Raw genomic sequence first — 13,170 nt, forward strand, 5'->3', positions numbered from 1 at the left:
AATGCGTAGTCTTAATTGTGCTGAACGAAAACTACACAACGATCTTACGTTCGCGCCAACTGGATCAACCAAGAGGAGCAGCACATGACGCAGCAGGCGACAATCACTGACGAACTGGCTTTTAGCCAGCCATATGGCGACCAGGAGAAGCAAATCTTAACGCCTGAGGCCGTAGAATTTCTGACCGAGCTGGTGCGCCGCTTTACGCCTGAGCGCAATAAACTCCTGGCCGCGCGTATCCAGCAGCAGCAGGCAATTGATAACGGCAAGCTTCCCGATTTTATTTCGGAAACAGCTTCCATTCGTAACGGTGATTGGACGATCCGCGGCATTCCGGACGATTTGCAGGATCGGCGGGTAGAAATTACCGGTCCGGTAGAGCGCAAGATGGTCATCAATGCGCTCAATGCGAATGTAAAAGTCTTTATGGCGGATTTCGAAGACTCACTGGCGCCCGAATGGAGCAAAGTCATTGATGGGCAAATTAACCTGCGCGATGCGGTTAACGGCACCATCAGCTACACCAATGAAGCCGGCAAGATTTATCAGCTCAAGCCGAACCCGGCGCTGCTGATCTGCCGCGTGCGCGGTCTGCATCTGCCGGAAAAACACGTGACGTGGCGCAGGGAAGCGATTCCCGGCAGTCTGTTCGACTTCGCCCTCTATTTCTTCCACAACTACAAAGCGTTACTGGAAAAAGGCAGCGGCCCCTATTTCTATCTGCCGAAGACTCAGGCCTGGCAGGAAGCCGCGTGGTGGAGTGAAGTATTTAGCTTTACGGAAGACCGTTTTGAGCTGCCGCGCGGCACCATCAAAGCCACGCTGCTGATCGAAACGCTGCCCGCCGTATTTCAGATGGACGAAATTCTGCACGCCCTGCGCGACCATATTGTGGGTCTGAACTGCGGGCGCTGGGACTACATCTTCAGCTATATCAAAACGCTGAAGAATCATCCGGATCGCGTTCTGCCGGACCGCCAGGTGGTGACGATGGACAAGCCTTTCCTCAGCGCCTACTCGCGATTGTTGATTAAGACCTGCCACAGGCGCGGCGCGTTTGCGATGGGCGGCATGGCGGCCTTTATTCCGAGCAAAGATGCCGAGCGAAACAACCAGGTGCTGAACAAGGTAAAAGCGGACAAATCGCTGGAGGCGAATAACGGTCATGACGGTACCTGGATCGCGCATCCCGGGCTGGCTGACACCGCGATGGCCGTCTTTAACGGCGTACTGGGCGAGAACAAAAATCAGCTGTCCGTTACCCGCGAAGACGATGCGCCGATTACCGCTGAACAGCTGCTGGCTCCCTGCGAGGGCGAACGAACCGAAGAGGGCATGCGCGCCAACATTCGCGTGGCGGTGCAGTACATCGAGGCGTGGATTTCCGGCAACGGCTGCGTACCGATTTATGGCCTGATGGAAGATGCGGCGACGGCGGAAATCTCCCGTACCTCTATCTGGCAATGGATCCACCATGAGAAAACCCTCAGTAACGGCACACCGGTAACCAAAGCGCTGTTCCGCCAGTGGCTGGCCGAAGAGATGCGGGTGATTCAGGACGAACTGGGCGAGCACCGCTACAGCAGCGGGCGTTTTGATGAAGCCGCTCGCCTGATGGAACAGATCACCACCTCCGACGAGCTGATCGATTTCTTAACCCTGCCGGGCTACCGCCTTCTGGCCTAATTCACCACACAACAATATGGAGCATCTGCACATGAAAACCCGTACCCAACAAATCGAAGAATTAAACAAAGAGTGGACGAATCCGCGCTGGGAAGGCATTACTCGCCCATACAGCGCCGAAGATGTGGTGAAGCTGCGCGGCTCGGTCAACCCAGAATGTACTCTGGCGCAGCTGGGCGCGGCAAAGATGTGGCGACTGCTGCACGGGGAAGCGAAAAAAGGCTACGTCAACAGCCTGGGCGCGCTGACCGGCGGTCAGGCGCTGCAGCAGGCGAAAGCGGGCATTGAAGCGATTTATCTTTCCGGCTGGCAGGTCGCAGCGGACGCCAACCTGGCCTCCAGCATGTATCCGGATCAATCGCTCTATCCGGCGAACTCGGTACCGGCCGTGGTCGATCGGATCAACAACAGCTTCCGCCGCGCGGATCAGATCCAGTGGTCTGCGGGCATTGAGCCGAACGATCCGCGTTATACCGATTATTTCCTGCCGATCGTCGCCGACGCGGAAGCGGGGTTTGGCGGCGTGCTTAATGCGTTTGAGCTGATGAAATCGATGATTGAGGCCGGTGCAGCGGCCGTACACTTCGAAGACCAGCTGGCATCGGTGAAAAAATGCGGCCATATGGGCGGCAAAGTGCTGGTCCCCACGCAAGAGGCGATTCAGAAACTGGTCGCCGCGCGTCTGGCTGCGGACGTCATGGGCGTGCCGACGCTGGTGATCGCCCGCACTGACGCCGATGCGGCGGATTTAATTACCTCAGACTGCGATCCTTACGATCGCCAGTTCATTACCGGCGACCGTACCAGCGAAGGTTTCTTCCGTACCCATGCCGGTATCGAACAGGCCATCAGCCGCGGGCTGGCCTACGCGCCCTATGCCGACCTGGTGTGGTGTGAAACCTCTACCCCGGACCTTGAGCTGGCGAAGCGCTTTGCCGACGCGATCCACGCGAAATATCCGGGCAAACTGCTGGCCTACAACTGCTCGCCGTCGTTTAACTGGCAGAAAAAGCTGGATGATAAAACCATTGCCAGCTTCCAGCAGCAGCTGTCGGATATGGGCTACAAGTATCAGTTCATCACCCTGGCCGGTATTCACAGCATGTGGTTCAACATGTTCGACCTGGCCCACGCCTACGCCCAGGGCGAGGGGATGAAGCACTACGTTGAGAAGGTCCAGCAGCCGGAGTTCGCGGCGGCTAAAGATGGCTACACCTTTGTCTCTCATCAGCAGGAGGTCGGCACCGGCTACTTCGATAAGGTCACCACCATTATCCAGGGCGGAGCCTCATCAGTCACGGCGTTAACCGGCTCTACAGAAGAAGATCAGTTCTGATAATTTCCCCCTCTCCCTCTCTCCGGGGGAGAGGGATGGGTGAGGGGGAAGAGATGACGCGTGGCCTGGAATTATTGATTGCTCAAACTATTTTGCAGGGTTTTGACGCCCAGTACGGTCGTTTTCTTGAAGTGACTTCCGGCGCCCAGCAGCGCTTTGAACAGGCTGACTGGCATGCCGTCCAGCAGGCGATGAAGCAGCGTATTCATCTCTACGATCACCATGTCGGCCTGGTCGTCGAGCAGCTGCGCTGCATTACCGATGGTAAAAATACCGATACCGATTTTTTGCTGCAGGTAAAAGAACACTATACCCACCTGCTGCCGGATTACCCTCGTTTCGAAATTGCGGAGAGCTTTTTCAATTCCGTTTATTGCCGGTTGTTTGACCACCGCTCGCTGACTCCCGAGCGGCTTTTTATTTTCAGCTCTCAGCCAGAGCGGCGCTTACGCGCCATCCCGCGCCCGCTGGCCAAAGATTTCTTCCCCGAGCGCGGCTGGGACACGCTATTACGCAAAGTGTTATCCGATCTTCCTCTCCGTCTGCCGTGGCAAAACAGCGCGCGCGATATCGGTTATATCACCGCTTGCCTGCAGGAGGCGCTCGGCAGCGAGCTGCTTTCCCGGTCGCACCTGCAGGTGGCGAATGAACTGTTTTACCGCAATAAGGCGGCCTGGCTGGTAGGCAAACTGGTTACGCCGATGGCGACGCTGCCTTTTCTTCTGCCAATCCATCGCACCGATGAAGGCGAATTGTTTGTCGACGCCTGTCTGACGACGCATGCCGAAGCCAGCATCGTTTTTGGCTTCGCCCGCTCCTATTTTATGGTTTACGCGCCGCTACCCGGCGCGCTGGTCGAGTGGCTGCGCGAGATTCTCCCGGGGAAAACCACCGCTGAACTGTACATGGCGATTGGCTGCCAGAAGCATGCGAAAACCGAGAGCTATCGGGAATACCTGCACTATATTTCCCGCAGCGATGAGCAATTTATTGAAGCGCCGGGGATTCGCGGCATGGTGATGCTGGTGTTTACTTTGCCGGGATTTGACCGGGTATTTAAAGTCATTAAGGACCGCTTTGCGCCGCAGAAAGAGATGACCGCCGCCCACGTGCGCGCCTGCTATCAGCTGGTCAAAGAGCACGACCGCGTGGGAAGGATGGCCGATACCCAGGAGTTTGAGAACTTCGTCCTGGAGAAACGGCAAATTGCGCCCGAACTAATGGCCCTGTTACAAACCGAAGCCGGAGCGAAAATTACCGATCTCGGCGATCGGATTGCGATCAGCCATCTTTATATCGAGCGGCGGATGGTGCCGCTGAATATCTGGCTGGAGCAGGTGGACGGTCCGGCGCTGCGCGATGCGGTAGAGGAGTACGGCAACGCCATTCGTCAGCTGGCCGCCGCCAACATTTTCCCCGGCGATATGCTATTTAAAAACTTTGGCGTCACGCGTCACGGCCGGGTGGTGTTCTACGATTACGATGAAATTTGCTATATGACGGAGGTGAATTTCCGCGAGATCCCGCCGGCGCGCTACCCGGAGGATGAGCTTGCCAGCGAGCCCTGGTATAGCGTCTCGCCTGGCGATGTTTTTCCGGAAGAGTTTCGCCACTGGCTGTGCGCTGACCCGCGCATCGGACCGCTATTTGAAGAGATGCACGCCGACCTGCTGCGCGCCGACTACTGGCGGGAGCTGCAAACGCGTATCCGCAACGGCCACGTGGAAGACGTCTATGCCTATCGCCGCCGTCAGCGTTTTAGCGTGCGCTACGGCGACCTGAAGCAGGCGGGATAGCCGATGGCCTGCTTCAGGCTGCTTCGATAACGGCAAATTCTTCGTACACCAGCTCCATATCCGGCGCCCAGGTGCCTTCGCGTTCAAAGAATGCCTGATGCGCCGATTGCCAGTAAGCGAGGCTTAAATCACCTTCGCCCTCCAGCGCGGCGAGCTCAGGGCTCATTTCGTTAAAGCGAATGAGCCTGAGGGTCAGGGTGCGTATCACGCAGACGGCTTTCCCTTTGCCGTCCAGCACAATGTGATACGCCCCCGGCGTCACGGGCGGCTGCTCCTGCTGATAGCTGGCAAGCGAGCCGCAGGTGCCGCGTTTCTTCCCGGCGATAACCAGGGCAGCCAGCTCGTCGGCCAGCGCCGGTGAATCGCCGAAAGACCAGCAGAAAGCAGAAGGGTATTTATCCTGCCAGTAGGATTTCAGATCGCTCATTTAGCGCACTCCGCCGTAGGCCAGCGTCACTTCTTTCGCCGCCTTAATCACCATCGCGCCGAACTCGGTCACGCGGTCATCGGTAATGCGGGAAATGGGCCCGGAAATGGAGATGGCGGCGAACGGCTCACGATGTTCATCATAAATACACGACGCTACGCAGCGCAGGCCCAGCGCGTGTTCTTCGTCATCAAACGAGTAGCCGCGCTTACGCGTCTGGGCCAGGTCCTCTTTCAGATGTACCGGCGATACCAGGGTGGCATGGGTATAAGCGTGCAGACCTTGACGGTGCAGCAGGCCGGTAACCTGCTCTTCGCTTAGCTGCGACAGAAACGCCTTTCCGGCGCCGGAAGCGTGCATCGGCAGCTTACCGCCAATCGGTGCCGACATACGCATCAGCTGCGTACACTGCACCTGATCGATAATAATCGCCTGATGATCGCTCTGGTCAAGCACCGCGAGGTTAACCGTTTCACCGGAATCTTCCATCAGCTGACGCAAAATCGGATGGACGATCGCCAACAGATTACGGCTTTGCAGGAAGCTGCTGCCGACGACGAAAGCATGGGCGCCCACCGACCAGTGGCCCAGTTCACCGACCTGACGAACAAAACCCAGCTGCTGCATGGTCGTCAGCAGGCGGTGAGTCGTGGAGTTAGGCAGGCCGGCCTGCTGGGCCAGTTCGGTCAGCGCCACGCTGCCGTGGGATTCAGCAATCCATTCGAGCAGCTTCAGTCCGCGGGTCAGGGACTGAACTTGCCCGCCGGCCGGAGCGGCGGCGGGGGAGGCAGGTTTTCTGCCGCGTTTTGCGGGAGCGGGGGTCGCCATCGCGGACTCCTTTTTTCTGTATCGTGGAAATGATTTTCGTTTTATTTGGCGATAATGCAATCACTACCCGACTGATCGGATGAGTGAAGCTGAACATGTCTCATCTTGCCCGCTGTTCTCTTTTCCACCCCTTCGGTTTGTGCCAGTATGGTCTGTTGAGTTTTTTCGGTCTGGTTGAGCGTTGTCGGGAGCGAGTGTGAGCAGCAAAGTTGAGCAACTGCATCAGCAGTTAAAAGCACGTATTTTGGTTCTGGATGGGGGCATGGGCACCATGATCCAGAGCTACCGTCTGAGTGAGCAGGACTTTCGCGGCGAGCGCTTTGCCGACTGGCCGTGCGACCTGAAGGGCAACAACGACCTGCTGGTTCTCAGCAAGCCGGATGTGATAACCGCTATCCACGATGCCTATTTTGCGGCCGGGGCGGATATCATTGAAACCAACACTTTTAACTCGACGACCATCGCGATGGCGGATTACCAGATGGAATCCCTGTCGGCGGAAATCAACTTTGTGGCGGCGAAACTGGCCCGCGCCAGCGCCGATGCCTGGACCGCACGTACGCCGGAAAAACCGCGCTACGTCGCAGGGGTCCTCGGCCCGACTAACCGCACGGCGTCCATTTCTCCCGACGTCAACGACCCGGCCTTCCGCAACATCACCTTTGACGGGCTGGTGGAAGCCTACCGTGAATCCACCAAAGCGCTGGTGGAAGGCGGGGCGGATCTGATTTTGATTGAGACGGTGTTCGATACCCTCAACGCCAAAGCGGCGATCTTTGCGGTTAAAGAGGAGTTTGAAGCGCTGGGAGTCGATCTGCCGATTATGATCTCCGGCACTATCACCGACGCCTCCGGGCGCACGCTGTCCGGCCAGACCACCGAAGCCTTTTATAACTCGCTGCGCCACGCCGATGCGCTGACGTTTGGCCTCAACTGCGCCCTGGGGCCGGATGAGCTGCGCCAGTACGTGCAGGAGCTGTCGCGTATCGCCGAATGCTACGTTACCGCCCACCCGAACGCCGGTCTGCCGAACGCCTTTGGCGAATACGACCTGGACGCCGACACGATGGCGGCGCAAATTCGCGAATGGGCTGAAGCCGGATTCCTGAATATTGTCGGCGGCTGCTGCGGTACCACGCCGGAACATATCGCCGCCATGAGCCGCGCGGTGGCCGGCCTGCCGCCGCGCCAGCTGCCGGAAATCCCCGTCGCCTGTCGTCTTTCCGGCCTTGAGCCGCTGAATATCGGCGATGACAGCCTGTTTGTGAACGTCGGCGAACGCACCAACGTTACCGGCTCGGCGAAATTCAAACGCCTGATTAAAGAAGAAAAATATAACGAAGCGCTGGATGTGGCGCGCCAGCAGGTGGAAAGCGGCGCGCAGATTATCGATATCAATATGGATGAGGGGATGCTCGACGCCGAAGCGGCGATGACGCGTTTCCTCAACCTGATCGCCGGTGAGCCGGATATCGCCCGCGTGCCGATTATGATCGACTCCTCCAAATGGGAGGTCATCGAAAAGGGCCTGAAGTGTATTCAGGGTAAAGGCATCGTTAACTCCATCTCGATGAAAGAGGGCGTTGAGCCGTTTATCCAGCATGCGAAAAAGGTGCGCCGCTACGGCGCCGCCGTCGTGGTTATGGCCTTTGATGAAGTGGGCCAGGCCGATACCCGCGAGCGGAAAATTGAAATTTGCCGCCGGGCGTACAAAATTCTCACCGAAGAGGTGGGCTTCCCGCCGGAAGACATCATCTTTGACCCGAATATTTTCGCCGTGGCGACCGGGATTGAAGAGCACAACAACTATGCCCAGGACTTTATCGGCGCCTGCGAAGATATCAAACGCGAACTGCCGCACGCGCTGATCTCCGGCGGCGTCTCTAACGTGTCGTTCTCCTTCCGCGGCAACGACCCGGTGCGCGAGGCGATTCACGCGGTATTCCTCTACTACGCCATCCGCAACGGCATGGACATGGGCATCGTTAACGCCGGCCAGCTGGCGATTTACGACGACCTTCCCGCCGAGCTGCGCGATGCGGTTGAAGATGTGATTCTGAACCGCCGCGATGACGGCACTGAACGCCTGCTCGATCTGGCGGAAAAGTATCGCGGCAGCAAAACCGACGATACCGCCAACGCTCAGCAGGCGGAATGGCGCAGCTGGGACGTCAAAAAGCGCCTCGAATACTCGCTGGTTAAAGGCATTACCGAATTTATCGAGCTCGATACCGAAGAAGCCCGCCAGCAGGCCGCGCGTCCGATTGAGGTTATCGAAGGGCCGCTGATGGACGGCATGAACGTGGTCGGCGACCTGTTCGGTGAAGGGAAAATGTTCCTGCCGCAGGTGGTGAAATCCGCCCGCGTCATGAAGCAGGCGGTGGCCTACCTCGAACCCTATATTGAGGCCAGCAAAGAGAAAGGTTCCAGCAACGGCAAGATGGTCATCGCCACCGTGAAGGGTGACGTTCACGACATCGGCAAGAATATTGTCGGCGTGGTGCTGCAGTGTAACAACTACGAAATCGTCGACCTTGGCGTGATGGTGCCTGCGGATAAAATCCTGAAAACCGCTCGCGAGGTTAACGCCGACCTGATTGGCCTCTCCGGGCTGATTACGCCGTCGCTGGATGAGATGGTCAACGTGGCGAAGGAGATGGAGCGTCAGGGCTTTACTATTCCGCTGCTGATCGGCGGCGCAACCACCTCGAAAGCGCATACGGCGGTGAAAATCGAGCAGAACTACAGCGGGCCGACGGTCTACGTGCAGAACGCCTCGCGCACCGTTGGCGTGGTCGCCGCGCTGCTGTCCGATAGCCAGCGCGATGATTTTGTCGCCCGTACCCGCAAAGAGTACGAAACGGTACGTATTCAGCACGGGCGTAAAAAGCCGCGCACCCCGCCGGTCACGCTGGAGGCCGCGCGCGATAACGACCTGGCCTTTGACTGGGCAAGCTACACCCCGCCGGTGGCCCATCGTCTTGGCGTGCATGAGGTTGAGGCCAGTATCGAAACCCTGCGTAACTATATCGACTGGACGCCGTTCTTTATGACCTGGTCGCTGGCCGGTAAGTATCCGCGCATTCTGGAAGATGAAGTGGTCGGCGAAGAGGCGCAGCGCCTGTTTAAAGACGCCAACGAACTGCTGGATAAGCTCAGCGCCGGGAAGGCCCTGAATCCGCGCGGCGTGGTGGGGCTGTTCCCGGCTAACCGCGTCGGCGACGATGTTGAAATCTATCGCGATGAAACCCGGACTCACGTGCTGACGGTGGGGCATCATCTGCGCCAGCAGACGGAGAAAGTCGGCTTTGCCAACTACTGCCTGGCGGATTTTGTCGCGCCGAAGCTGTCGGGGAAGGCGGACTATATCGGCGCCTTTGCGGTGACCGGCGGCCTTGAGGAAGACGCGCTGGCCGACGCCTACGAGGCGCAGCACGATGACTACAACAAGATTATGGTGAAGGCGATTGCCGACCGCCTGGCGGAAGCCTTTGCCGAGTATCTGCATGAGCGGGTGCGTAAGGTTTACTGGGGCTATGCGGCGAACGAAAACCTCAGCAACGAGGAGCTGATCCGCGAGAACTACCAGGGAATTCGCCCGGCGCCGGGCTATCCGGCCTGCCCGGAGCACACCGAAAAGGCGACGATCTGGGAACTGCTGGAGGTGGAAAAACGCACCGGCATGAAGCTGACGGAATCTTTTGCCATGTGGCCCGGCGCATCGGTTTCCGGCTGGTACTTCAGCCATCCGGACAGCAAATACTTCGCGGTAGCGCAAATTCAGCGGGACCAGGTGGAAGACTATGCGTTGCGTAAGGGGATGAGCGTGGCGGAAGTGGAGCGCTGGCTGGCGCCGAACCTCGGTTACGATGCCGACTGATCCACCAAACCGTTATCTTTCCTTACAACTAACAGGGCGCTCAATGAGCGCCCTGTCTCTTTATTGTGCGTAAACCCTTATACTGAAGGAAGCTTGCGATCGTTGCCGTCGGATAAGCGAAGCGCTATCCGGCCTGTAACGGTTTATGAGTTTCGGGAACGAATAAATATAAGGAGAAGCTGATTCCGTGTTAACTCTGCTACACCTGTTGTCCGCCGTCGCCCTACTGGTGTGGGGCACCCATATTGTCCGTACCGGCGTGATGCGCGTCTACGGCGCTCGTCTGCGAAGCGTACTCAGCAGCAGCGTGGAGAAAAAACCGCTCGCCTTCTGCGCGGGGATCGGCGTTACCGCGCTGGTGCAGAGCAGCAACGCCACCACCATGCTGGTCACCTCTTTTGTCGCCCAGGATCTGGTGGCGCTGGCCCCTGCGCTGGTGATGGTGCTGGGCGCTGACGTCGGTACCGCGCTGATGGCGAGGGTGCTGACCTTCGATCTGTCCTGGCTTTCGCCGCTGCTGATTTTTATCGGCGTGATTTTCTTCCTTGGGCGCAAGCAAACGCGCGCGGGCCAGCTTGGGCGCGTGGGGATTGGTCTGGGCTTGATTCTGCTAGCGCTGGAGCTGATCGTGCAGGCGGTGCATCCCATCACCCAGGCTAACGGCGTACAGGTGATTTTCGCCTCGTTGACCGGCGATATTATGCTGGATGCGCTGATCGGCGCGGTGTTTGCCATCATCAGCTATTCAAGCCTGGCAGCGGTGCTGCTGACCGCAACGTTAACCGCCACCGGCGTGATTTCGTTTCCGGTGGCGCTGTGCCTGGTGATCGGCGCCAACCTCGGATCCGGGCTGCTGGCCATGCTAAACAACAGCGGCGCCAATGCTGCCGCGCGCCGCGTGGCGCTCGGCAGCCTGCTGTTTAAGCTGGTGGGTAGCCTGATTATCCTGCCGTTTGTGCATCTGTTGGCAAACGTCATGGATGAGCTTCCGCTGCAAAAATCCGAACTGGTTATCTATTTCCACGTCTTCTACAACCTGATCCGCTGTATCGCCATGGTGCCGTTTGCCGGCCCCATGGCTAACCTCTGTAAGCGTCTGATTCGCGATGAGCCCGAGCTGGACGCGCGGCTGAAGCCGAAGCATCTTGATACTTCGGCGCTGGATACGCCCGCCCTGGCGCTGGCCAATGCCGCCCGCGAAACCCTGCGTATTGGCGATGCCATGGAGCAGATGCTGGAAAGCCTGCATAAAGTGATGCACGGCGAGCCGCGTGAGGAGAAAGAGCTGCGGCGGATGGCGGACGATATCAACGTACTTTACACCGCCATTAAGCTCTATCTGGCGCGGATGCCGAAAGAGGAGCTGGCGGATGAGGAGTCCCGCCGCTGGGCGGAAATTATCGAAATGGCGCTTAACCTCGAGCAGGCTTCGGATATCGTCGAAAGAATGAGCAGCGAGATCGCCGATAAATCGCTGGCCGCGCGGCGCGCGTTCTCCATGGAGGGATTAAAAGAGCTGGATGCCCTCTACGAGCAGTTGCTCAGCAATCTGCAGCTGGCGATGTCGGTCTTCTTCTCCGGCGACGTGCCGAGCGCCCGCCGCCTGCGCCGCAGCAAGCATCGTTTTCGTATCATGAACCGTCGTTACTCGCATGCCCACGTTGACCGCCTGCATCAGCAAAACGTGCAGAGTATTGAGACCAGTACGCTGCACCTGGCGCTGCTGGGCGATATGAAGCGTCTGAATTCACTGTTCTGCTCGGTGGCCTATAGCGTGATGGAGCAGCCGGATGAGGACGATGAGCGCGATGATTATTAAGCGCTGATGTGCCGCCTGACATCCCCGGCTCGCGCTGCGCTTAGCCGGGCTACAGGTATACCGCGGTCTGCGGGATGGTAGCCCGGACAGATGCGCAGCATCGCCTCCGGGGAATTATGCCACTCTGCGCTTTGCTCCCGGGGACGGCGCAGAGCGCCTTGCCCGGGCTACGAGATCTCCACCGTCTGCGGGATGGTAGCCCGGACAGATGCGCAGCATCGCCTCCGGGGAATTATGCCACTCTGCGCTTTGCTCCCGGGGGCGGCGCAGAGCGCCTTGCCCGGGCTACGAGTTCTCCACCGTCTGCGGGATGGTAGCCCGGACAGGCGCGCAGCATCGCCTCCGGGTAATTATGCCACTCTGCGCTTTGCTCCCGGGGACGGCGCAGAGCGCCTTGCCCGGGCTACGAGTTCTTCACCGTCTGCGGGATGGTAGCCCGGACAGGCGCGCAGCGCCGCCTCCGGGAAACGTGCGCACGGGGTTTAGAAACGATGACCGGCGTTGAGGGTCACCGCGTCTTCTCCGGCTCTGAATACCAGCGTTGGATTCGGGCCGCCAAGGGTAGCGTGGCCCTGCGTCACCTGTATCCAGTTGCCTTCCGGCAGGCCGATAATCGTCAGCTCTGGCGCAACCACCAGCAGCTCGCGGATCCGCTGTTCGCGGGTCTCGCCTTTATGGCCTTCCGGCAGCGCGTTGGTGAAATGCGGGTTAATTTGCAGCGGGAACAGCCCCAGCGCAGCAAAACCGTTAGGGTCGACAATCGGCATATCGTTAGTGGTGCGAATCGTCGGGCAGGCCAGGTTAGCGCCCGCGCTCCAGCCGATATACAGCGCCCCGCGCTTCACCACATCCACCATCGGCGCCAGCAGGCCGCGTTCGCGGCACTCTTTCAGCAGCTGAAAGGTATTGCCGCCGCCGACGATAACTATCTCCGCATTCTCAATCGCCGACACCGGGTCCGCGACGCTGTGAATACCGGTAACCGTAACGCCCATTGGGCTGAAGACGGCGGCGGTTTTCGCGGTGTAATCATCCCAGGTTTGCGTCACCCCGGCAAAAGGGATGAATACCGCAGAACGACGGCCATTTAGCTGCCCGGCAATGGTCGGCAGCGCATGTTCCAGCCAGGCTTTGCCCGGCAGCGTTGAGTTACTCAATAGCAGCAGTTCCATTATTTCTCCATTTGACCAGATGATTATTCGGGCAGAGATGTTATCACAGGATATCTTACCGCTTGCTGACGTGGCTCACGCTGGGACGCGCTGAGCAAAGCGGAACGGTGATTATTGGCGCAGCGACTCTCTGAATTAATCTGGAAAGTGCCTCGCAGACTGACTCTACCGGGCGTGACAGGTTAGCGGGAACCGCTTAGTTTTACGTTGATGATTCACAGGCAAA

The 13,170-nt window shown here is 58.6% G+C and carries 8 protein-coding genes; 5 read left to right on the top strand and 3 right to left on the bottom strand.

Features of this window, described 5'->3' with window-relative positions:
- The first annotated feature begins 84 nt into the window (after nucleotides 1–84).
- From aceB to aceK, 3 genes are read left to right on the top strand one after another with little or no spacing between them, the layout of a single operon-like run.
- Entirely contained in the window at nucleotides 85–1,686 is a 1,602-nt protein-coding gene (gene aceB / locus CDA56_RS02770; protein ID WP_004097698.1) for a malate synthase A, read from the top strand.
- Nucleotides 1,687–1,717: 31 nt separating this feature from the next.
- Nucleotides 1,718–3,022, top strand: coding sequence for an isocitrate lyase (gene aceA, locus CDA56_RS02775; RefSeq protein WP_004097699.1), 1,305 nt, complete (start codon nucleotides 1,718–1,720; stop codon nucleotides 3,020–3,022).
- 53 nt (nucleotides 3,023–3,075) lie between these two features.
- Nucleotides 3,076–4,818 (top strand): bifunctional isocitrate dehydrogenase kinase/phosphatase, encoded by a 1,743-nt coding sequence (gene aceK, locus CDA56_RS02780; RefSeq protein WP_032719360.1) that lies wholly within the window; start codon nucleotides 3,076–3,078, stop codon nucleotides 4,816–4,818.
- Nucleotides 4,819–4,831: 13 nt separating this feature from the next.
- Here aceK and CDA56_RS02785 read toward each other — a convergent pair whose 3' ends face one another.
- Together CDA56_RS02785 and iclR are read right to left on the bottom strand one after the other, a co-directional pair.
- Entirely contained in the window at nucleotides 4,832–5,236 is a 405-nt protein-coding gene (locus CDA56_RS02785) for an ASCH domain-containing protein (protein WP_086074014.1), read from the bottom strand.
- A gap of 9 nt (nucleotides 5,237–5,245) precedes the next feature.
- The gene (gene iclR / locus CDA56_RS02790; protein WP_004097706.1) at nucleotides 5,246–6,073 is read right to left on the bottom strand and encodes a glyoxylate bypass operon transcriptional repressor IclR; all 828 of its coding nucleotides are present in this window, start codon (nucleotides 6,071–6,073) and stop codon (nucleotides 5,246–5,248) included.
- 196 nt (nucleotides 6,074–6,269) lie between these two features.
- Here iclR and metH point away from each other — a divergent pair, with 196 nt between their 5' ends.
- Both metH and CDA56_RS02800 read left to right on the top strand, forming a co-directional pair.
- Nucleotides 6,270–9,953: a methionine synthase gene (gene metH / locus CDA56_RS02795; protein ID WP_025107717.1), complete on the top strand. Its 3,684-nt coding sequence runs from the start codon at nucleotides 6,270–6,272 to the stop codon at nucleotides 9,951–9,953.
- Between the two features lie 187 nt (nucleotides 9,954–10,140).
- Nucleotides 10,141–11,772: a Na/Pi cotransporter family protein gene (locus CDA56_RS02800; RefSeq protein ID WP_103815539.1), complete on the top strand. Its 1,632-nt coding sequence runs from the start codon at nucleotides 10,141–10,143 to the stop codon at nucleotides 11,770–11,772.
- Nucleotides 11,773–12,254: 482 nt separating this feature from the next.
- On the opposite strand, the gene pepE is transcribed toward CDA56_RS02800, so the two are convergent.
- Nucleotides 12,255–12,944 carry a dipeptidase PepE gene (pepE, locus tag CDA56_RS02805; RefSeq protein WP_014227515.1) on the bottom strand — a complete coding sequence of 230 codons (690 nt, stop codon included), beginning with the start codon at nucleotides 12,942–12,944 and terminating at the stop codon, nucleotides 12,255–12,257.
- Nucleotides 12,945–13,170 lie beyond the last annotated feature (226 nt).

It is taken from the genome of Klebsiella michiganensis (genome assembly GCF_002925905.1).
Taxonomy (GTDB): Bacteria; Pseudomonadota; Gammaproteobacteria; order Enterobacterales; family Enterobacteriaceae; genus Klebsiella; species Klebsiella michiganensis.